This is a genomic window from Enterobacter cloacae complex sp. CDL013, assembly GCF_049238805.1.
GTDB classification, from domain to species: Bacteria; Pseudomonadota; Gammaproteobacteria; order Enterobacterales; family Enterobacteriaceae; genus Enterobacter; species Enterobacter hormaechei_C.
Map to the genome: position 1 here is coordinate 34,147 of NZ_JBMKGT010000001.1, position 21,434 is coordinate 55,580.

Annotated in this window: 21 protein-coding genes; 15 read left to right on the forward strand and 6 right to left on the reverse strand. The window is 52.1% G+C overall.

Features of this window, described 5'->3' with window-relative positions:
- Position 1 precedes the first annotated feature (1 nt).
- The 3 genes from aaeB (at position 2) to ACOTXD_RS00175 (ending at position 3,828) form a co-directional block, all read left to right on the forward strand.
- Positions 2–1,969, forward strand: coding sequence for a p-hydroxybenzoic acid efflux pump subunit AaeB (gene aaeB / locus ACOTXD_RS00165; RefSeq protein ID WP_061856721.1), 1,968 nt, complete (start codon positions 2–4; stop codon positions 1,967–1,969).
- An 86-nt stretch (positions 1,970–2,055) separates the two neighbouring features.
- A complete protein-coding gene (locus ACOTXD_RS00170) occupies positions 2,056–3,510 on the forward strand; it encodes an NAD-dependent succinate-semialdehyde dehydrogenase (protein WP_061856722.1) in 1,455 nt (484 codons plus the stop codon).
- Positions 3,511–3,555: 45 nt separating this feature from the next.
- Positions 3,556–3,828, forward strand: coding sequence for a barstar family protein (locus tag ACOTXD_RS00175; protein WP_003860424.1), 273 nt, complete (start codon positions 3,556–3,558; stop codon positions 3,826–3,828).
- A 59-nt stretch (positions 3,829–3,887) separates the two neighbouring features.
- Here ACOTXD_RS00175 and yhcN read toward each other — a convergent pair whose 3' ends face one another.
- Together yhcN and argR are read right to left on the reverse strand one after the other, a co-directional pair.
- Positions 3,888–4,151 (reverse strand): peroxide/acid stress response protein YhcN, encoded by a 264-nt coding sequence (gene yhcN / locus ACOTXD_RS00180; RefSeq protein WP_003860426.1) that lies wholly within the window; start codon positions 4,149–4,151, stop codon positions 3,888–3,890.
- A 378-nt stretch (positions 4,152–4,529) separates the two neighbouring features.
- The gene (gene argR, locus ACOTXD_RS00185; RefSeq protein ID WP_003860428.1) at positions 4,530–5,000 is read right to left on the reverse strand and encodes a transcriptional regulator ArgR; all 471 of its coding nucleotides are present in this window, start codon (positions 4,998–5,000) and stop codon (positions 4,530–4,532) included.
- 397 nt (positions 5,001–5,397) lie between these two features.
- On the opposite strand from argR, the gene mdh reads away from it, so the two are divergent.
- Positions 5,398–6,336: a malate dehydrogenase gene (gene mdh / locus ACOTXD_RS00190; RefSeq protein WP_003860429.1), complete on the forward strand. Its 939-nt coding sequence runs from the start codon at positions 5,398–5,400 to the stop codon at positions 6,334–6,336.
- Positions 6,337–6,391: 55 nt separating this feature from the next.
- Here mdh and degS read toward each other — a convergent pair whose 3' ends face one another.
- The 3 genes from degS to zapG all read right to left on the reverse strand — a co-directional run bounded on the left by degS (position 6,392) and on the right by zapG (position 9,488).
- Complete coding sequence (gene degS, locus ACOTXD_RS00195; RefSeq protein WP_003860430.1) at positions 6,392–7,459, reverse strand: outer membrane-stress sensor serine endopeptidase DegS; 1,068 nt, start codon at positions 7,457–7,459, stop codon at positions 6,392–6,394.
- Positions 7,460–7,551: 92 nt separating this feature from the next.
- Complete coding sequence (degQ, locus tag ACOTXD_RS00200) at positions 7,552–8,919, reverse strand: serine endoprotease DegQ (protein WP_006812158.1); 1,368 nt, start codon at positions 8,917–8,919, stop codon at positions 7,552–7,554.
- A 170-nt stretch (positions 8,920–9,089) separates the two neighbouring features.
- Positions 9,090–9,488 carry a Z-ring associated protein ZapG gene (gene zapG, locus ACOTXD_RS00205; RefSeq protein WP_003860432.1) on the reverse strand — a complete coding sequence of 133 codons (399 nt, stop codon included), beginning with the start codon at positions 9,486–9,488 and terminating at the stop codon, positions 9,090–9,092.
- Between the two features lie 189 nt (positions 9,489–9,677).
- On the opposite strand from zapG, the gene zapE reads away from it, so the two are divergent.
- The 11 genes from zapE to ACOTXD_RS00260 all read left to right on the forward strand — a co-directional run bounded on the left by zapE (position 9,678) and on the right by ACOTXD_RS00260 (position 19,959).
- A complete protein-coding gene (zapE, locus tag ACOTXD_RS00210) occupies positions 9,678–10,802 on the forward strand; it encodes a cell division protein ZapE (RefSeq protein WP_421766353.1) in 1,125 nt (374 codons plus the stop codon).
- Positions 10,803–11,094: 292 nt separating this feature from the next.
- Positions 11,095–11,523 carry a 50S ribosomal protein L13 gene (rplM, locus tag ACOTXD_RS00215; RefSeq protein WP_003860434.1) on the forward strand — a complete coding sequence of 143 codons (429 nt, stop codon included), beginning with the start codon at positions 11,095–11,097 and terminating at the stop codon, positions 11,521–11,523.
- A gap of 15 nt (positions 11,524–11,538) precedes the next feature.
- Positions 11,539–11,931 (forward strand): 30S ribosomal protein S9, encoded by a 393-nt coding sequence (gene rpsI, locus ACOTXD_RS00220; RefSeq protein ID WP_003860436.1) that lies wholly within the window; start codon positions 11,539–11,541, stop codon positions 11,929–11,931.
- Positions 11,932–12,238: 307 nt separating this feature from the next.
- Positions 12,239–12,877 (forward strand): stringent starvation protein SspA, encoded by a 639-nt coding sequence (gene sspA / locus ACOTXD_RS00225; protein ID WP_003860438.1) that lies wholly within the window; start codon positions 12,239–12,241, stop codon positions 12,875–12,877.
- A 5-nt stretch (positions 12,878–12,882) separates the two neighbouring features.
- Positions 12,883–13,380, forward strand: a complete 498-nt coding sequence (sspB, locus tag ACOTXD_RS00230; protein ID WP_003860440.1) for a ClpXP protease specificity-enhancing factor — start codon at positions 12,883–12,885, stop codon at positions 13,378–13,380.
- Positions 13,381–13,749: 369 nt separating this feature from the next.
- Entirely contained in the window at positions 13,750–14,427 is a 678-nt protein-coding gene (locus ACOTXD_RS00235) for a DUF1120 domain-containing protein (protein WP_023323800.1), read from the forward strand.
- A 128-nt stretch (positions 14,428–14,555) separates the two neighbouring features.
- Positions 14,556–15,260 carry a fimbria/pilus chaperone family protein gene (locus tag ACOTXD_RS00240; protein WP_023323799.1) on the forward strand — a complete coding sequence of 235 codons (705 nt, stop codon included), beginning with the start codon at positions 14,556–14,558 and terminating at the stop codon, positions 15,258–15,260.
- Between the two features lie 14 nt (positions 15,261–15,274).
- Positions 15,275–17,692 carry a fimbrial biogenesis outer membrane usher protein gene (locus tag ACOTXD_RS00245; RefSeq protein ID WP_061856723.1) on the forward strand — a complete coding sequence of 806 codons (2,418 nt, stop codon included), beginning with the start codon at positions 15,275–15,277 and terminating at the stop codon, positions 17,690–17,692.
- Positions 17,689–18,255, forward strand: coding sequence for an outer membrane protein (locus tag ACOTXD_RS00250; RefSeq protein ID WP_023323797.1), 567 nt, complete (start codon positions 17,689–17,691; stop codon positions 18,253–18,255). Before ACOTXD_RS00245 ends, ACOTXD_RS00250 begins: the two co-directional genes overlap by 4 nt.
- Before the next feature lie 168 nt (positions 18,256–18,423).
- Positions 18,424–19,089, forward strand: a complete 666-nt coding sequence (locus tag ACOTXD_RS00255; protein WP_023323796.1) for a DUF1120 domain-containing protein — start codon at positions 18,424–18,426, stop codon at positions 19,087–19,089.
- Positions 19,090–19,287: 198 nt separating this feature from the next.
- Positions 19,288–19,959, forward strand: a complete 672-nt coding sequence (locus ACOTXD_RS00260) for a DUF1120 domain-containing protein (protein ID WP_032627961.1) — start codon at positions 19,288–19,290, stop codon at positions 19,957–19,959.
- 56 nt (positions 19,960–20,015) lie between these two features.
- On the opposite strand, the gene gltD is transcribed toward ACOTXD_RS00260, so the two are convergent.
- Positions 20,016–21,434, reverse strand: a complete 1,419-nt coding sequence (gene gltD, locus ACOTXD_RS00265) for a glutamate synthase subunit GltD (RefSeq protein ID WP_061856724.1) — start codon at positions 21,432–21,434, stop codon at positions 20,016–20,018.

Below are 21,434 nucleotides of genomic sequence, written 5' to 3' on the forward strand. Positions count from 1 at the left end.
TATGGGCATTTTTTCCATCGCCAGCCAGCACATCCGCTTCGCCGTGAAGCTGGCATGCGCCATTGTGCTGGCGCTGTTTGTTGGCTTCCATTTCCAGCTTGAAACGCCGCGCTGGGCCGTTCTGACCGCCGCGATCGTCGCCGCCGGTCCTGCCTTCGCGGCGGGTGGCGAACCTTACTCCGGGGCAATTCGCTATCGCGGGATGCTGCGTATTATCGGCACCTTTATCGGCTGTATCGCCGCCCTGACCATTATCATCCTGATGATCCGCACGCCGCTGCTGATGCTGATTGTATGCTGTATCTGGGCGGGTTTTTGCACCTGGGTCTCTTCGCTGGTGAAGGTGGAGAACTCGTACGCCTGGGGTCTGGCGGGATATACCGCGCTGATTATTATCATCACCATTCAGAGTGAACCGCTGCTTGCTCCGCAGTTCGCCGTGGAACGTTGCAGCGAGATTGTCATTGGTATCGTCTGCGCGATTGTCGCAGACCTGCTCTTCTCTCCGCGATCCATCAAGCAGGAAGTCGATCGTGAGCTGGACGCGCTGATTGTTGCTCAGTACCAGCTCATGCAGCTGTGCATTAAGCACGGCGACAGCGAAGAGGTCGACAGGGCCTGGAGTGCGCTGGTGCGCCGCACGCAGGCGCTGGAAGGGATGCGCAGTAACCTCAATATGGAGTCTTCCCGCTGGGAGCGGGCCAACCGTCGTCTGAAAGCGATCAATACCGTCTCGTTAACGCTGATCACCCAGGCGTGTGAAACCTACCTGATTCAGAACACCCGCCCCGAAGTGGTAACGGATACTTTCCGCGAACTGTTTGATGAGCCTGTGGAGACGGTGCAGGACGTGCATCGACAGCTTAAACGCATGCGTCGTGTGGTTGCGTGGACAGGAGAACGGGATACGCCAGTCACCATTTATACCTGGGTAGGCGCCGCAACGCGCTACCTGCTCCTGAAACGCGGCGTGATTAGCAACACCAAAATCAGTGCGGCGGAAGAAGAGGTGTTACAGGGCGAAGTGGTGATCAAACCTGAATCCGCCGAGCGCCATCATGCGATGATTAACTTCTGGCGTACCACCCTGGCCTGTATACTCGGCACGCTGTTCTGGCTGTGGACCGGCTGGACGTCTGGCAGCGGCGCGATGGTGATGATTGCCGTCGTCACCGCGCTGGCGATGCGTCTGCCCAACCCGCGCATGGTCGCGATCGATTTTCTGTACGGCACCATTGCGGCGTTACCCATTGGCGCGCTCTACTTCCTGGTGATTATTCCCTCGACGCAGCAAAGCATGCTTTTGCTCTGCATCAGCCTGGCGGTGATGGCGTTCTTTATCGGGATTGAGGTACAAAAACGCCGTCTGGGATCGTTAGGCGCACTGGCGAGTACGATTAACATCATCGTGCTGGATAACCCGATGACCTTCCATTTCAGTCAGTTCCTGGATAGCGCACTAGGTCAGCTGGTGGGCTGTTTCCTGGCAATGATGGTGATCCTGCTGGTGCGGGATAACTCTCAGGCGCGGACAGGGCGCGTGCTGCTGAATCAGTTTGTATCGGCCGCCGTATCGTCCTTGACCACCAACACCGCGCGGCGCAAGGAGAACCACCTGCCGGCGCTCTATCAGCAGCTGTTCCTGTTGCTAAATAAATTCCCGGGCGATGTCGCCCGCTTCCGCCTGGCGTTAACCATGATTATCGCGCACCAGCGTCTGCGGAACGCGCCAGTGCCGATCAACGACGATTTGTCCGCCTTCCACCGCCAGCTACGGCGCACGGCGGACCATGTGATATCGGCATCCAGTGATGACAAACGTCGCCGCTACTTTAAGCAACTGCTGGAGGAGCTGGATATCTACCAGGAGAAACTGCGGATCTGGGAAGCGCCGCCGCAGGTTACCGAGCCGGTAGAGCGGCTGGTGTTTATGCTGCACCGCTACCAGAATGCGCTGACAGACAGCTAACGAAGAGAAAACCGACGCCAAAAGCGTCGGTTTTTTTGTGGCTATACTTATTCTTGCAGGTTCAAACATTCAGGAAGGGAGGACACATGACAACCCAGGCTCTTCAGGACAGTATTCTTTTTCAGACCGGGTATCTGGTCAACGGTATCTGGAAAACACTCGACACCACGTTTGATGTGCTAAACCCGGCCACGGGCGAGGTCATTGCGAAAGTGGCGAAAGCAGGAAAAGCCGAAACCGAAGAGGCCATTGTGGCCGCGACGAAGGCCTTTCCCGCATGGCGCGCAAAAACGGCAAAAGAGCGTTCCGCGATCCTCTATCGCTGGTATGAACTGATTATCGAGAACAAAAGCTGGCTCGGGCGGCTGATGACTACCGAGCAGGGCAAGCCGCTGAAAGAGGCTGAAGGTGAGGTGGACTACGCTGCCAGCTTCATTCAGTGGTTTGCCGAGCAGGCCAAGCGCGCCAACGGTGAAATCATTCCTCCGGTTAAACCTGGCTCCCGTATTCTGGCCACTCGTGAACCTGTCGGGGTGGTTGCTGCTATCACGCCATGGAATTTCCCGATGGCTATGCTCACCCGTAAGCTCGGCCCGGCGCTGGCAGCAGGATGTACCGGCGTGATCAAACCTGCAAACAACACGCCGCTGAGCGCCTTTGCGCTGCTGACGCTGGCGAAGCAGGCCGGTGTGCCGGATGGTGTGCTGAATGCGGTCGCGGGGAGCACCTCAGAAATTAGCGACGCCATTATGGCCAGCCATGACGTGCGCAAAATCTCGTTTACGGGTTCAACCGCCGTCGGGAAAACGCTGGTTCGCAATTCCGCAGAGACCATGAAAAAGGTATCGATGGAGCTGGGCGGTAATGCGCCGTATATCGTTTTCGAGGACGCGGATATTGATGCCGCCGTCAAAGGCGCGATCGCCAATAAGTTCCGTAACGCCGGGCAGGTCTGCGTCAGCGTAAACCGTTTCTATATTCAGGAGACGGTCTATGACAAGTTCGTCAATCAACTTGCCGATGCGGTGAAGGCGCTGAAGGTGGGTAACGGTCTGGACGAGGGCGTCGTTGTCGGCCCGCTGATTGAGCCTTCGGCTGTCGAGAAAGTGCGTGAGCACGTCGAAGATGCGGTAGCGAAGGGCGCCACGGTGCTGACTGGGGGTAAACCGCACGAACTTGGCGGCAACTTCTGGATGCCAACCGTACTCGGTGACTGCCATGAAGGCATGAAGCTGGCAGAAGAGGAGACCTTTGGTCCCGTTGCCGCCTGCTTCCGCTTCACGTCGGAAGACGAAGTGGTTATGCGCGCTAACAATACGCCTTACGGGCTGGCGGCCTACTTTTATACCCAGAATCTTTCGCGCGTGTTCCGCGTCTCACAGGCCATTGAGAGCGGCATGATCGGAATTAATGAATGTGCGGTCTCGACCGAACTGGGTCCGTTTGGGGGCGTAAAAGAGTCCGGGCTGGGCCGCGAGGGGTCCGTGCTGGGGCTGGAAGAGTTTCTGGAAGTTAAAACCCTGCATATCGGGGGATTATAATAGACAGGGCGGCATTTGCCGCCCGCCTGTACCGGGTGGCTGGCAATGAAAATTTATACCTTTGATTTTGACGAAATTGAGAGTCAGGAAGACTTCTATCGCGAGTTTATTCGGGCGTTCGACCTGGAGCGGGGCAGCGTAAGCAATCTTGATATGCTGTGGGATGTGGTTACCGGCGACAGGCTGCCGTTACCGCTGGAAATCGAATTTACCCATCTGCCTGAAAAACTGCGCAGACGCTTTGGCGCATTGATTTTATTGTTTGATGAAGCGGAGGAGGAGCTGGAAGGGCAACTGCGTTTCAACGTGCGCCAGTGATAAAAAAGCCCCTGACCGGGAGGTCAGGGGCAAGTCGTATGATGAGATACGACGAGGGTTTATTTGTACAGTTCTGCGGTAGCGTGCCAGTGGTCGCCACTGCGCGCTTCGATGATGCGATAAGATGACGCACCCTGTTCTTCCGCTTTTTTGTTCAGCATTTCGTGCATGTCCATCGGAGACGTACCGATGGCACCAACAGAAACAGTCCCGATAGCCTGACGGGATTGTGCCTGTTCGGCATTAATGGTGTCGGCTGCAAACGCACCGAATGACAGGACTGACAGTACGCTCAGGGTAGCTACAGTGGTTTTAATTTTCATGATTATTTACCTCGTCAATTATTTTACTGGGGTCTTTGTTCTGTGACCCTCATCACAAAATCAAGTATACACTAATCACGCAAAAAATTAATACCAGACTAATGGTTTCGCCTGTTATTACGTGTTAAAAAAATCATTTTTTATAACGCGAATGCATAAAAAGGAGCGCCACAATGCGAGGTTTATGGTTTTTTCATGTCTAAATCAAAGGGATAGATCAATTTGATTTTTTGTGCGGTTTTGCGGCAGATCATTCACTGAATGAATGTTAACAGGCGGTAAAAAGCACTATTTGCAAAAACAGCAGGCAGAGAAAAGCAGGGTAAAACGCGGAAGCAGCAGAATGATCCCCGCAGTCAGGCGCTACGGGGCAGACAATTACAGCTCCTGTTCGAACAGGACCAGAATCGCTTCGTAGAGGTCTTTCACCGAGAAACCATTTGCCGGGGTGGTAAAAATGGTGTCATCACCGGCGATGGTTCCGAGGATCCCCTCTGCTTTACCCAGCGAGTCCAGCAGGCGGGCAATCAGCTGGGCTGCGCCCGGGCTGGTGTGGATCACGACCACGGCATCGTTATAGTCGATGTCCAGAACCAGGTTTTTCAGCGGGCTGGAGGTCGTTGGCACGCCAAGTTCAGCAGGCAGGCAATAAACCATTTCCATTTTGGCGTTGCGCGTACGCACCGCTCCAAACTTGGTTAACATGCGAGAGACCTTCGACTGGTTGATGTTGTCGAAGCCTTGTTCCTGCAACGCCTGAACAATTTCTCCCTGAGAACTGAATTTCTCTTCTTTGAGTAGCGCTTTAAACGCCTTCACTAATTCTTCTTGCTTAGACGAGCTTCGCATAAGTCACCCGGAATATGACGATAGAAACAACATTATTATGCATGTGGATGAATTTTTATGCAAATTATCTACCTGACGCCAGGCTGAAATAATGTTATGAAAGGGAGAGATTTTATCAGATTTCGTTATCGGAAAACATGCCTGGGTCACGCCGCGCAAATAACCTTAAAAGTAAATTAAATGTTATCAAAATGATGTTGTTTTGGTGGCGTGGCAGGGTGTATTGTAACCCCCTCTTAATTCGTTGTTGCCTACAGCCCGATAGTATTCAGGTGAAGGTGAAAGACGTGCGACCTCAAATTCTTTAGCGATGAAAATTGTAATTAATGACGTGCTGAATTATGGTCGCCGCAACGGAGTTACAGATACTTAAGTTAACCATAATAAGGAGTTTAGGATGAAAGTCGCAGTCCTCGGCGCTGCTGGTGGTATCGGCCAGGCGCTTGCCCTACTACTGAAAACCCAACTGCCTTCAGGCTCAGAACTCTCCCTGTACGATATTGCTCCGGTAACCCCAGGTGTGGCGGTTGACCTGAGCCACATCCCGACAGCTGTGAAAATCAAAGGCTTCTCCGGTGAAGATGCGCGTCCTGCGTTGCAGGGTGCCGACGTGGTGCTGATCTCCGCGGGTGTTGCACGTAAACCGGGTATGGATCGTTCAGACCTGTTCAACGTCAACGCGGGCATCGTGAAAAACCTGGTTCAGCAGATCGCTGAAACCTGCCCGAAAGCGTGCATCGGTATCATCACCAACCCGGTGAACACCACCGTTGCCATCGCAGCAGAAGTACTGAAGAAAGCAGGCGTTTACGACAAGAACAAACTGTTCGGCGTAACTACGCTGGATATCATCCGCTCCAACACCTTCGTGGCTGAGCTGAAAGGCAAGCAGCCAACGGAAGTGGAAGTGCCGGTTATCGGCGGTCACTCTGGCGTGACCATCCTGCCTCTGCTGTCGCAGATCCCGGGCGTGAGCTTCACCGAGCAGGAAGTGGCTGACCTGACTAAACGCATTCAGAACGCAGGCACCGAAGTGGTGGAAGCGAAGGCGGGTGGCGGTTCTGCAACCCTGTCTATGGGGCAGGCGGCGGCACGTTTCGGCCTGTCTCTGGTTCGCGCGTTGCAGGGCGAAAAAGGCGTTGTTGAATGCGCCTATGTTGAAGGCGACGGTGAACACGCGCGCTTCTTCTCTCAGCCGCTGCTGCTGGGTAAAAACGGTGTTGAAGAGCGTAAGTCTATCGGCACGCTGAGCGCGTTTGAGCAAAACGCGATGGAAGGCATGCTGGATACGCTGAAGAAAGACATCACGCTGGGCGAAGAGTTCGTTAACAAGTGATCTTGTCCCGGTAAAAAAAACGGAGCGCTAAGCTCCGTTTTTTTATGCCCGTCAGTTAGTTAGTGGCCGGGTATTCCTGGATGGTGACCTGGATCGTCAGCTTCTTGTCATTACGCATGACTTCAACAGGGATGATGGAGCCCGGGCGAATCTCAGCCACCTGGTCCATGGTTTCCAGCGCAGAGACCGCTGGCGTACCGTTGACGGAAAGGATAACGTCGTTCACCTGGATACCTGCATTGGCCGCCGGGCCGCCAGGCGCCACTTCGTTGACCACAATCCCCTGGATCTGATCGATACCACCGCCCTGCGTATGCATCGGTGCGATTTCACGCCCACCAATACCGATGTAGCCACGGATCACGCGGCCATCGCGGATCAGCTTGTCCATGATCTTGGTCGCCAGCTGGAATGGAATGGCAAAGCCAATCCCTTCCGGTGTTTCGCCGTCGTTGCTCTTGTCGAAGGAGAGGGTGTTAATGCCCATCAGTTCGCCCAGAGAGTTCACCAGCGCACCGCCGGAGTTACCGTGGTTGATAGAGGCATCGGTTTGCAGGAAGTTCTGCCGCCCTGACGGGTTCAGGCCGATTCGACCGGTCGCGCTGATGATCCCCTGAGTGATGGTCTGGCCCAGGTTGTACGGGTTACCGATCGCCAGTACCACATCGCCGATATGCGGCGTTCGTTTGCGATTAATCGGGATAGTCGGCAGACCGCCGGTGGCGTTGATCTTCAGCACCGCCAGATCGGTCAGGCTGTCCGACCCCACCAGCAGGGCTTCAAACACGCGGCCATCCTGCAAGGCGACGATAATCTGGTCGGCATCGTTAATGACGTGTTTATTGGTGATGATGTAGCCCCGGTCATCCATGATCACACCGGAACCGAGCGTGCGGATCTCCAGCTGGTTATGAGCAGAACTGTTAAGCCCGCGGTTATAGACGTTAACCACGGCGGGGGCGGCACGGCGTACCGCCTGATTGTACGTCGCAGGCGTTTCATCCGTGCTGTCGAACTGAGGAGCCGACAGTTTGTTGAACTGGCGTAAAGATGGCATAGCCACCAGCAGCAGACCGGCAACGATCAAACCAATGACAATTGAACGAAAGAGCTTTAAAAGCATGATGCGTGTGTCGTTAAAAAAGGAACGGTTTGCAGCATAACATGAGTTATCCGGACATCACACGCAGCGGCGATGCCCGGAGTCGCAAATGGTTAACGCAGTAAAATGTAGAGGGTATCGTTGCCACGGATAATTTGCAGGGCAATGACCGCCGGTTTACTCTCCAGCACCTTACGCATTTCGGCAATAGACTGCACGCGAGTACGGTTCACGCCCACGATCACGTCGTCCTGATGCAAACCTGCCTGCGCGGCCGGGCTGCTCTTCTCAACGGTAGTGACAGAAATGCCTTTCGTGCCGTTTTTAAGCTGACCGTCGCTCAGCGTAGCGCCCTGTAGAGCCGGGGAGATCTGTTCTGCGCTGGCGGAAGAGGAGGTGCTCTTGTCCAGCGTCACTTCCACGGTCAGCGGTTTGCCCTCGCGGATCAGGCCCAGCTTCACTTTAGCGCCAGGCTCCGTGGTGGCAATACGCGAACGTAATTCAGCGAAGCTGCTCAGCGGTTTATCGTTCAGGCTGACAATAACGTCACCGGATTTCACGCCCGCTTTCGCAGAGCCTGAGTTGGGCAGCACTTCGCTGACAAACGCCCCGCGCTGGACGTTGAGCTTAAAGGCTTTGGCGATATCGGCGCTCATCTCCATGCCTTTGATGCCCAGCAGACCGCGCTTAACCTCGCCAAACTGAATCAGCTGTTGAGACAGAGTTTTCGCCATGTTGCTCGGAATGGCAAAACCAATCCCGATGCTGCCGCCGCCTGGCGCGAGGATAGCGGTGTTGATGCCGATCAGCTCACCGTTCAGATTAAGCAGCGCACCGCCGGAGTTGCCCCGGTTGATGGAGGCATCGGTCTGGATGAAATTTTCCAGCCCTTCGAGATTCAGGCCGCTGCGCCCCAGGGCGGAGACAATTCCGGAGGTGGCGGTCTGGCCTAAGCCGAACGGGTTACCGACCGCGACAGCAAAATCACCGACGCGCAGCTTATCGGAATCAGCAATGGCGATCTGGGTCAGGTTGCTGGGGTTTTGTACCTGTAGCAGGGCGATATCACTCTGATCGTCACCGCCGATCAGTTTGGCGTCAAACTCCCGGCCATCGTTCAGCTGAACGCTGATTTTATCGGCCTGGCTGATCACGTGGTTATTGGTCAGGATATAGCCCTTAGCCGCGTCGATAATCACCCCTGAGCCCAGACCTTCAAACGGCTGAGCCTGCTGATCCGGCGCGTCTTCGCCAAAATATTTCTTCAGCTCTTCGGGAATACGCTGGCTTTGGCGTGCCGTCCCTTCCACCTGAACGCTGACTACCGCAGGCAGGACTTTTTCAAGCATCGGCGCAAGGCTGGGAATGGCTTCTTGTCCAGGCACCTGCGAAGGCAGTGCCGCACTGGCGGGGAAGGACGCCGAGAGAGATAACCCGACACTTAACGCTAAGGCGCTCAACAGCTGGTTTTTTTTCTTCATCGATGCTGACTCTCGTATCCTGGAATGAAAAAGAACGGCCCCAAAAACATCTTGATGTTATTGAATTTTCAACCGCTGAACAATGAGGTGTTTGACTAAATAATAGCTGGGGACGGGAAGAAAGGACGGGCGCATAAGGTGCGCCCGTAAAATTTATTCAGGTTGTGCGATTAATCGCGTTTTACGCCACCGCGCAGCAGGCCGGACGCGCCGTCTGAATAGTCGCGTGGCATCTGAACCGGTGCCTGATCGTTACCGGCTTCAGAGTCCGCCAGACGATTGCGGAAGGGGTTGGTCTCCGCGGTCATTTCCGGCAGCAGGCTGCTGGAGCTTTTCGCCATGTGCTGGTAGAGCTGGCGATAATCTGTCGCCATGTTGTCCAGCAGCTCAGCGCTACGGGCAAAGTGGCTGACCAGCTCTTCGCGATATTCTTCCAGTTCGGCTTTGTTCTTTTCCAGTTCGTATTGCAGTGACTGCTGCTGACGCAATTTGCGGTTACCGAAACGCATGGCCACAGCACCAATGATGATGCCGACGACTAAACCGATTAGCGCATATTCCCAGGTCATGAACTTCTCCCGTTGTCTTGTTGTTCCGTAGGGTGTTGGCTCGGCTCCTGCCTGTGCCTGATTATGCCACTATAACCGCTATTTCCGCAGAAGTGGAATCCTGACGTATCATCGCGTAGTGTAGAACGGCCTTTTTTTCATCAGCCACGCGCGCTGGTGAGGTTTAACTAAAGGAATAACAACAACATCATGCAAAACCTGTCCCCTTCATCGCGTTACCAACTGGCCCTGAGCGAGGGCACACACCAGCCGGATGATGTCCAGCGTGAAGCGGTTAACCGCCTGGACACGATTTATCAGGAAATTCTGGCGAAACCCGCCGATGCGGTGCAGAGCAGTGGGCTGAAGGCGGCATTCGGCCGTTTACTGGGCAAAAAAGAGCCCACGGTAAACGCACCGGTTCGTGGATTATATATGTGGGGTGGCGTTGGGCGGGGTAAGACCTGGCTGATGGACATGTTCTACAAGAGCCTGCCCGGCACGCGTAAGCAGCGTCTGCACTTTCACCGTTTTATGCTGCGGGTCCATGAAGAGCTGACGGCGCTCCAGGGCGAAACCGACCCGCTGGAGATTGTGGCCGATCGCTTCAAGGCGGAAACGGACGTGCTCTGCTTCGACGAGTTCTTTGTTTCCGATATTACGGATGCCATGCTGCTGGGGGGCCTCATGAAAGCGCTGTTTGCGCGTGGGATCACCCTGGTGGCGACCTCAAATATCCCGCCGGATGAGCTTTATCGCAATGGTCTTCAGCGGGCGCGTTTCCTGCCAGCCATAGATGCCATTAAACAGCACTGCGACATCATGAATGTCGATGCCGGCGTCGATTATCGTCTGCGCACATTAACGCAGGCGCACCTGTGGCTTTCACCGCTGAACGCCGACACAGCCAGCGAGATGGATAAACTGTGGCTGGCGCTGGCAGGGGCGCCGCGGGATAAGGCGCCAGCGCTGGAGATTAATCATCGCCCGTTGTCGACGCTTGGCGTAGAGAACCAGACGCTGGCCGTCTCGTTTGCAACGCTCTGCGTGGACGCCCGCAGCCAGCATGACTACATTGCGCTTTCACGTCTGTTCCATACCGTTATGTTGTGGGATGTACCCGTTATGACCCCACTCATGGAGAGCGAAGCGCGCCGCTTCATCGCGCTGGTAGATGAGTTTTACGAGCGCCACGTTAAGCTGGTGGTCAGCGCCGAGGTGCCTTTATATGAGATCTATCAGGGCGAGCGCCTGAAGTTTGAGTTCCAGCGCTGCCTGTCGCGCCTGCAAGAGATGCAGAGCGAAGAGTACCTCAAGCGTGAGCATATGCCGTAACAAATGCTCCCCTCTCCCCGTGGGAGAGGGGCTGGGGGTGAGGGCACCAGACCGCACAGTACGCAACCCCGAAAAACCCATTCCAAATCACATTTAAGGGTCGATCTTTGACCTCAACTTCTCTATAATCTTGCGACCCCACGTTACGAGAAGGTTTTTTTCCCGAAACTTTCTATGTGTCGGCATGTGCTATTCGAAGGGGTAGGTTTGCCGGACTTTGTCGTGTGAACCTCAACTGACTAAACGTTTGGGTGTTCACCAACGTGTAACTTATTATTTGGGTAAGCTTTTAATGAAAACTTTTACAGCTAAACCAGAAACCGTACAGCGCGACTGGTATGTTGTTGACGCGACCGGTAAAACTCTGGGCCGTCTGGCTACTGAACTGGCTCGTCGCCTGCGCGGTAAGCATAAAGCGGAATACACTCCGCACGTTGATACCGGTGATTACATCATCGTTCTGAACGCTGACAAAGTTGCTGTTACCGGCAACAAGCGTACTGACAAAATGTACTACCACCACACCGGCCACATCGGTGGTATCAAAGAAGCGACCTTTGAAGAGATGATTGCTCGCCGTCCTGAGCGTGTGATTGAAATCGCGGTTAAAGGCATGCTGCCAAAAGGCCCGCTGGGTCGTGCTATGTTCCGTAAACTGAAAGTTTACGCAGGCAACGAGCACAACCACGCGGCACAGCAACCGCAAGTTCTTGACATCTAATCGGGATTATAGGCAATGGCTGAAAATCAATACTACGGCACTGGTCGCCGCAAAAGTTCCGCAGCTCGCGTTTTCATCAAACCGGGCAGTGGTAAAATCGTAATCAACCAGCGTTCTCTGGAACAGTACTTCGGTCGCGAAACTGCCCGCATGGTAGTTCGCCAGCCGCTGGAACTGGTTGATATGGTAGAAAAACTGGATCTGTACATCACCGTTAAAGGTGGTGGTATCTCCGGTCAGGCAGGTGCGATCCGTCACGGTATCACCCGCGCTCTGATGGAGTACGACGAATCCCTGCGTTCTGAACTGCGTAAAGCTGGCTTCGTTACTCGTGACGCGCGTCAGGTTGAACGTAAGAAAGTGGGTCTGCGTAAAGCACGTCGTCGTCCACAGTTCTCCAAACGTTAATCCATTCTGCTTACGCAGAACGATTGGCGAAAAACCCGCTTCGGCGGGTTTTTTTATGGATAATACGCAGGTTATCCACAGTAACATTTCATATATCTTCTCTTTTTCCACATTTCCGGAATCCCCTCACCACAAAGCCATCAAAATCTGGTAAACTATCATCCAATTTTCTGCCCAAATATCGGTGAATACTCGATTTTTGTTCGATTCTTGAACAATGTGTCTTCTCTGGGATGGGCGATACATCATCTGGCTGGCCCCGTTGGGCTGGTAGCAGTAAAAATTCTGAATATACCTGGAGGTTTTCATGGCTGTCGCTGCCAACAAACGTTCGGTAATGACGCTGTTTTCTGGTCCTACTGACATTTATAGCCATCAGGTTCGTATCGTGCTGGCCGAGAAGGGTGTCAGTTTTGAGATCGAGCATGTGGAAAAGGATAACCCGCCTCAGGATCTGATCGATCTCAACCCGAGCCAAAGCGTACCGACGCTGGTGGATCGCGAGCTGACCCTGTGGGAATCCCGTATCATTATGGAATACCTGGATGAGCGTTTCCCGCATCCGCCGCTGATGCCTGTTTATCCTGTTGCGCGTGGTGAAAGCCGCCTGTACATGCAGCGTATCGAGAAAGACTGGTACTCGCTGATGAACGTTATTGTCAACGGTTCCTCTTCTGAAGCGGATGCTGCACGTAAACAGCTGCGTGAAGAGCTGCTGGCGATTGCGCCGGTATTTGGTCAAAAGCCTTTCTTCCTGAGCGACGAGTTCAGCCTGGTAGATTGCTACCTGGCTCCGCTGCTGTGGCGTCTGCCAACCCTGGGCGTAGAGTTCAGCGGTCCTGGCGCGAAAGAGCTGAAAGGCTACATGACTCGCGTCTTTGAACGCGACTCTTTCCTGGCATCCTTAACTGAACCGGAACGTGAAATGCGTCTCGGCCGAGGCTAATGACTGTGGAAATGTCACAACTTTCACCACGCCGTCCGTATCTGCTGCGCGCCTTCTATGAATGGCTGCTGGATAACCAGCTCACGCCGCACCTGGTTGTGGATGTGACGTTGCCGGGCGTGCTGGTTCCAATGGAATACGCGCGCGACGGACAGATTGTACTGAATATTGCGCCACGCGCAGTGGGTAACCTGGAGCTGGCGAACGACGAAGTGCGCTTTAATGCGCGCTTCGGCGGCGTGCCGCGTCAGGTTTCCGTGCCGCTGGCAGCTGTGCTGGCTATCTACGCCCGTGAAAACGGTGCGGGCACCATGTTTGAGCCGGAAGCGGCTTATGATGAAGAGGTTGCCAGCCTGAACGATGAAGAGGGCGGCGTTGGGACCGAGAGCGAAACGGTGATGTCTGTGATTGATGGTGATAAGCCCGATCGCGAAGATGATAACGATCCTGATGACGATCCGCCGCCGCGCGGAGGACGTCCGGCATTACGCGTTGTAAAATAACGCTAACTTAATTTTAATCTTAACGGTCAGGTTTATGCCTGGCCGTTTTTTTTGGAGAAAATTATATATTTTTTAAATTGATCGAAAAATAAGAATATGGGACTGCATTTTTCGTTTTTTTTTATCTCGAGAAGAATGGTTACAATAATAAACGCAATGAATAATTTAAGCGGGTAGCCTTGCGTAATACCCGATTTAATAATTCATGATTATTATATCAGAGAAACTAAAAGTATAAATTAAATTTGCTAAATTGCATATATTTATAAAAATAATATTATAAAGTTCCCCAGTGACAGCTCATATTGCAAAATAGTTTTGTACCTGATGGAAACCTATTTTTAATTATCATATGTTAAGGATTAACGAATGAAAAAAGTTCTTATTGCCACCGCACTGTCTCTTTGCGTCGCTTCCGCATTTGCTGCTGATACCGCAGTATTGCAGGTAAAAGGTAAGCTGACAAATGCTGCCTGTACTCCAGAATTAAGTAAAGGTGGCGTAGTAGATTACGGTACTATTCACCTTGGTTCATTGTCTGCCAGCGCAGTAAACCAGTTAGGTCAGAATAATATCGATCTAACCATCACTTGTTCTGCTGCGACGAAAGTTTCATGGACTATGGTTGACGATCGTGCAGAGACGAATGCGGGTTTAACCGTTAATAACGCAATGTTTACCGGTGCAAGCCTATCCAATTCTAGTCAGACCTACGGTGTAGGTAAAACAACGGGCGGCGTGAACATCGGCAGCTATGCAATGTTTGTTAAGGTTGATAGCGTAACCGCTGACGGGGCGACAGTTGATCCTATTTACACTCAGAATGGGGATACCTCCAAGTGGACCACGAGCACGAATGGTTCTAGTCAGGCTCAAAACATCCGTGAGTTTACTGTTGCAAAATCTGGCGAAAAAGTTCCATTGGCATTCCTGAGTGCAACATTCCCGCTGGTGACATCACTGGCTATTCAGGATACTACCACGCTGGCCATTACCGACGATACCACACTTGATGGTCAGCTGACTATCAGCCTGAAATATTTATAATATTTTAAAAGTTATAATATTTTAAAATCGGTATATTAATTAAAAAGGGAATAAACATATCTTGTTTATTCCTTTCTAACTACACGTGAACATGGAATGTTGTGTTGTGGATTAAAGGAGTGATAATTATGTCTTGTTTAAAGAAAACCTTACTGAAGTCCGTTATTGCTGCCGCTCTGTTTTCAGCTCAATTCTCGACGTATGCAGCAGGAATGGTTCCTGAAACCAGTTTACTGGTAATTGATGAGGCAACGCACAGCGGTACGATCAACGTTAAAAATACGGACAGCTTTCCGGCTCTGTTATATACCAATGTCCTTGATTTACCGGACGATCAGGGTTTAAAACTGATTTCCACCCAACCAGTGGTACGTCTGGAGCCTGGCCAGACCCAGCAGCTTCGTTTTATTTTACAAAATAAAGAACCGCTGGAGGCTGAGCACTATAAACGTGTGACGTTCGAGGGTATTCCGCCGAAAAGCGATAACAAGAACATTAAGATCGGATTTAATCTTCGTCAGGATTTGCCTGTGCTTATCCGTCCGGCGAAACTGGCGGTTGTTACCGATGCATGGAAGTACCTGGAATGGAACGCAACGGGTACAACGCTTACGGTGAAAAACCCCAGCAAATACGTTGTGCGTCTGGCACAAAACGTTATGACTCAGCCATCTGGCACCGCAGGCACGCTGCCTAAAACGTATATTTTACCAGGCCAAAGTATGACCGCAACGCTGAAGAAAACGGTGAGCGGCGATAATAAAGTGAAATTTTTCCCGGCCAGTCGCTACGGTGTGGAAGTACCGAGCTTTGTTTCAGAATTAAATAAATAACACTCAATAGGGATATGACGGTGTGTAAAAAAAGCCGCCTTGCACTTTGTGTCCGCGCTATTCTTTGCGGCACATTACCTCTGGTAGTCCTCGCGTCACCCTCTTTGTATGCGAGGGAAGTGACGTTTGATACGGGCATTATTCAGTCACGTGGATTAAGCCCCGATTTAAACCATTACTTTGCACAAGCGCCACGATTCTTACCCGGCACACACTCTGTACAGGTTAAAGTGAATGGGAAAGATCGCGGTACGGCCGCTGCACGTTTTAATGAAGACGGCGAGCTCTGTATTGATAAAGATTTTCTGGATTTTGCCGGGATTATGCCTGTCCCGCTCAAGGCTGGCGAAGCGTGCCATGATATCCGCAGCGATTATGCGCAGGCGGTTGTCAACGCATTACCAAACCAGGACGCGGTAGAGCTTTATTTACCCCAGGAGGCAATTAACAGTTTAACCTCCAATATTAAACACTTTCAGCAAGGTGGCACGGCGGGGTTACTGAACTACTCATTATTCAGTACCCGTAACGAATATGGCGACAGCGATAACAGCCGCTATTCGCAGGCTAGCCTGGAGGCTGGCTTTAATACGATGGACTGGTCTGTGCGCAGCCGTTATATCCTGACGGATGATGATGGCGATAAAAATGCGGAAAGCATTTACACCTACGCGGAGCATGTATTTGTTCCCCAGCGCCTGACCATGCAGGTGGGTGAAATTAACGCCATGTCCGGTGTATTAAGCGGCGTGCCGATTACGGGGGTGCAGCTCATGCCCACCAACGGCCTGGAAAGGGACGGGACTGGCGTAAGCGTATCGGGTATCGGCCGTTCCTCGCAGGCGCGCGTTGAGGTGCGCCAGAGTGGTCGTCTCGTCTACAGTACGTTAGTGCCGGCGGGTCCGTTTACCCTGGACGATGTGCCAGTTGTCAGAAATAACGTCGATCTCGACGTGACTGTCGTGGAATCAGATGGCTCTTCAAGCCACTTCATTGTGCCTGCTTCCGCAGTCAGAACCCGCAAGCTGGGGCGTCCGCAGGGATTGACCATGTCTGTGGGCCAGGTACGGAGTATTGACAGCGATTATAGCGATCCGCTGGTCGCGAACGTCTCTGACGGCTGGCGTATCACACCATGGATGAACGTACTGGCATCCGGCGCAGTGGCAGAAAAGTATCAGGCTGCGGGCGGCAGCGCGGAGTTTATGCTCTCTGATATATGGGGCATCACGACTACCGCTGCGGCAAGTAAAGAGCAGTTTGGCGACAGTAATAGCGGGCTCAAAACCGAGCTGCAAAGCGATTTAACGCTGGGTGAACACGTGAGCCTTTCCGCCAGCGCAACGCATTTTAGCAGCGGTTACCGCGAGCTTGCCGATGCGCTGGATGATGAATTTCAGCCTAATGATAATACTTACAGCGGCAACGTAAGTTTTGCGACAGGAATTGCGGGTACGTTTAGCGCAGGGTTTAACTACAACCAGAGCGCAAACTACGAGGACAGCCGCTACCTGCTGCTGTCGTGGGGTAAAACCTTTAAATATGCCAGCATCACCGTGAACTGGCAGAGCGCCGTCGGAAATACTGATGACGAGCAGGATGACGATATGCTCTACGTCAACCTGAGCATTCCACTCGGCGGCTCGCAAAGCCTGAGCAGCTATATGCGCAAGCAGGGTGACAGAACCACCTATGGTGTCGCGAACAGCGGCGCCATTGGCGATAACACCAATTATTATATCTCTGCGGATCGTGATAACGATGACAATGAGAATAGCTTTAACGGCAATATCAACACTAACCTGCACTATACCCAGTTGAGCGTTGGTGGGGGCAGCAGCGGTAGTAACCAGCGCAACTATAGCGCAACGCTGACGGGCGGTATTGCAATGCATAAAGATGGCGTGACCTTCTCGCCGTACGCTATTAAAGATACGTTCGCCATCGCTAAGCTGAACGAGCCGAAGAGTGGCGTAGAGATTTCAACGCCGCAGGGCACCATCTGGACCGACCATTGGGGACAGGCTGTGGTACCGGGGCTGAATGAGTGGCGTAACTCCCGTATTGAAATTGATGCCAATAAACTTCCGCCAAGCATGACGCTGGCGAACGGCATTAAATACGTTGCGGCAGGGCATGCTTCCGTCAGTGAAGTCAGCTTTAAAATTCTGAATAGCCGTCGCGTGATGCTGCGGGTGAAGAGAGCGGATGGTACACCACTGGCGAAGGGGTTATCCATTGTTGATGAGAAGGGCAATTATATCGTCACCAGCGTGGATGACGGCCATGTGTTTATCAATGATGCCGATCAGCTGAAAGGGCTGTATGCCATGGATGACAATAACAATCGGCTTTGTCAGATTCACTATACCTTAAGTGATAAAAAAGATGACGAAGCGTTCTATGAGGAAGTAAACGGAGTATGCCAATGAAGACTCAGCGCGTAATCAAAGTAGCGACGTTTCTGGCGTTTTGTTTACCCGGTTTGACGCTTGCCGAAGATTGTCAGATCACGCTTTCTCAGCCCATTGTAGATTATAAACAGCTCAAGCGTGACGATATTGTTACGTCTCAGCAAAGCTGGCATAAATTGCCGGAACGGGAAGTTACCGTGAATGTGTTTTGTCCAGACAAACAGAAGCTGGCAGTGCTTTTACAGGGTAATGCTGGAGAGAAAGGTCGCTTCCGTTTTGGTCAGAATGGCGGTGTCGCAGTTAAAATTGATGATATGAATGTTGATGGCAAAAGCTATACCGTGGGTAAAACGGTTGATCAGCTTAACTTTACGCCGGAAAGCGGGTCGCCTTCGCCATTCTATTTAAGAAATAATGAAGCCGTCGTCGCGGTTGAAAATAACCAGGCCGTTACGGGCCAGCAGATGACATTTACAGCTACGATATTCCCTGTGCTTAATGAAAGTGCATTCAGTAATAATGCCGATCAAACAACGCTGGAAAGCGATTTAAGCTGGAAAATATTGCAAAATAATCCATAGGCAATGTGGTGATGATATCGTAATAACGTTATCTTTAAGCGTTGCAGGATTGTTTTATCACGAATGGTACGCCATTCAATTAGTAAGTGCGGAATATACAACCCATTCTTTACATGAATAAAAGATTGGGTTGGGTTTCCGTGAATCAATAATGTTAAGGATTAACAAATGAAAAAAGTTCTTCTCGCTACCGCGTTGTCTCTTTGTGTCGCTTCCGCATTTGCTGCTGATACCGCAGTATTGCAGGTAAAAGGTAAGCTGACAAATGCCGCTTGTACTCCTCAGTTAAGTAACGGCGGTGTCGTAGATTATGGCACTATCCATTTGGGTGAGCTCTCTGCAACAGCTGTTAACCAGTTAGGTGACAAAGATATTAACCTGACGATTACATGCGGTGCGCCTACTCAGGTTGGTTGGGTTGTGAATGACGATCGCGAGTCAAGTAAGGCTGGTATTAATGTCGATTTCAACGGCACAATGCAAAACATTTCTTACTATCAGTATGGCGTAGGTAAAACCACAGGTGGTGTGAATATTGGTAACTATATGCTTTTCATCAAAAATAAGAAAGTCACCATTGATGGGCAAGAGGGCGACGAAATTTTTTCAAACGTCGACTGGAATGGCTCTAAATGGGAATCAGGCGGTGCGGTTCGCAGCGACGGTATCTCCATTATCAGTGCCGCAACCACAGGCACAACGACCCCTGTTGCATTTACCACTGCGGTTTTCCCACTGGTTACCTCTCTGGCTATTCAGGGGACCGATACGCTGGCGATTACTGACGATACATCTTTAGATGGTCAGGCAACAATTACCCTGAAATACCTTTAAGTTATTTGGGTATTAATATCCCGCTCTGTCGTTGTGTAAGGCTATATTAGCATTTACGCTTACATCGGATTATTTAGGTTTGAATATGTAGAGGGAGTAACTTCCCTCTTTGTTTAGAAAATTCTGTTTTTAATAGCGAGAGTAGCCCACTTTATTAAAAGCAGAAAGAACATTTACATTAACGTTAAGAATTAACAAATGAAAAAAGTTGTATTGGCTTCTATGCTTGTCATGTTTGTATCTTCTGCCTTTGCCGCAGACACCGCCGTACTGAAAGTCACAGGCGTTCTGACAAATAGCAGTTGCATCCCTGAAATCAGCGGCGGTGGCGTGGTAGATTACGGTACGATCCACCTGTCAGCCCTGAACACCACTGCTATTAACCAGCTGGGCCAGAAAGATTTCTCTCTTTCTATTACCTGCCCTGCGCTGACCAAAGCGGGCTTTAGCGTTTCTGACGACCGTACTGGTACTGCGCCAAACATTATGGTTAAAGATGGTGCGGGTAACGGTAACGATATTATTCAGCCGCTCAATATGTTTGGTCTGAATAAGACCGCAGGAAACGTTAACATCGGTAACTACACCATTTTCGTGAAAAACGACACGATTACTGCTGATGGTGCCACTGTTGGGGCGATCTACAGCGCAGACAACGGCACCAGCTGGTCTGATAACGGCACACTGATGGTTAATGACGGTAGCCAGATTGTATCCGTTGCTACAGTTGGCAGCACCGCGCCAGTTGCGTTTAAAAACCTGGTCATTCCGATGGCGGTTTCTGCTGCGATTCAGGATACCAATACGCTGGCTATTACTGATGATACCAACATGGATGGTCAGGCAACGTTTACCATCAAGTATCTGTAATATTCAGAAACTGGCAGAATATAAAAATAATGCCCGGCATTGCCGGGCATTATTATTTACACTTCGAGGAAGTTCATGATCCCCTCAGCCGCTTTACGGCCTTCGGCAATCGCCGTGACCACCAGGTCAGAGCCACGAACGATGTCGCCACCGGCGAAGATTTTCGGGTTGCTGGTCTGGAACGCGTTGTCGCTGCCTTCTGGCGCAATGATGCGGCCCTGAGAGTCCAGCTCTACGCTGTGCTTCGCCAGCCACTCCATGCTGTGAGGACGGAAACCAAACGCCATCACCACGGCATCAGCCGGGATCACGTGTTCAGAACCGGCCACGATCTCCGCGCGACGACGGCCTTTCGCATCTGGCGTACCCATCTCCGTGCGCGCCATCTTCACGCCGCTCACTTTACCGTTGGCATTCACTTCAATACCCAGAGGCTGAATGTTGAACTGGAACTCGACGCCCTCTTCACGCGCGTTTTTCACTTCGCGTTTAGAACCCGGCATGTTCTCTTCGTCACGACGGTAGGCACAGATGACATGCGCCGCATTCTGACGAATGGAGGTACGCACGCAGTCCATCGCGGTATCACCGCCGCCCAGCACCACCACGCGTTTGCCTTCCATGCTGACGAACGGCTCATCGGCGGTTTCGCCGTAACCCATAATCTGCTTGGTGTTGGCAATCAGGAACGGCAGCGCGTCATAAACGCCCGGCGCGTCTTCGTTTTCCAGACCACCGCGCATGGACTGATAGGTTCCCACGCCCAGGAACACGGCGTCGTAATCCTTCAGCAGGTCGTCGAGCTGTACGTCGCGGCCCACTTCGGTGTTGAGTTTGAATTCAATGCCCATGCCGGTGAAGATTTCGCGGCGGCGGGTCATGACCTCTTTCTCCAGCTTGAAGGCCGGGATACCGAAGGTCAGCAGGCCGCCAATCTCTGGGTGGCGATCGAAGACCACCGCCTTCACGCCGTTACGGGTCAGCACGTCCGCACAGGCCAGGCCTGCCGGGCCCGCGCCGATAATCGCCACGCGCTTGTCGGTTTGACGCACACCGGTCATATCCGGACGCCAGCCCATCTCGAACGCTTTATCGTTGATATAGCGTTCGATGTTGCCGATGGTCACCGCGCCAAACTCGTCGTTCAGCGTACAGGAGCCTTCACACAGACGATCCTGAGGGCACACGCGGCCGCACACTTCCGGCAGGGTGTTGGTCTGATGAGACAGCTCGGCGGCTTCAAAAATACGCCCTTCGTTGGCCAGCTTCAGCCAGTTCGGGATGTAGTTATGGACCGGACACTTCCATTCGCAGTAAGGGTTACCGCAGGACAGGCAGCGGTCTGCCTGTGCTTTGGCCTGGCCTTCTGAAAACGGCTCGTAGATTTCAACAAATTCAATTTTACGGATCTTCAGCGGTTTCTTTGGCGGATCAACACGCTGAAGGTCGATAAACTGGTAAACGTTCTGGCTCAT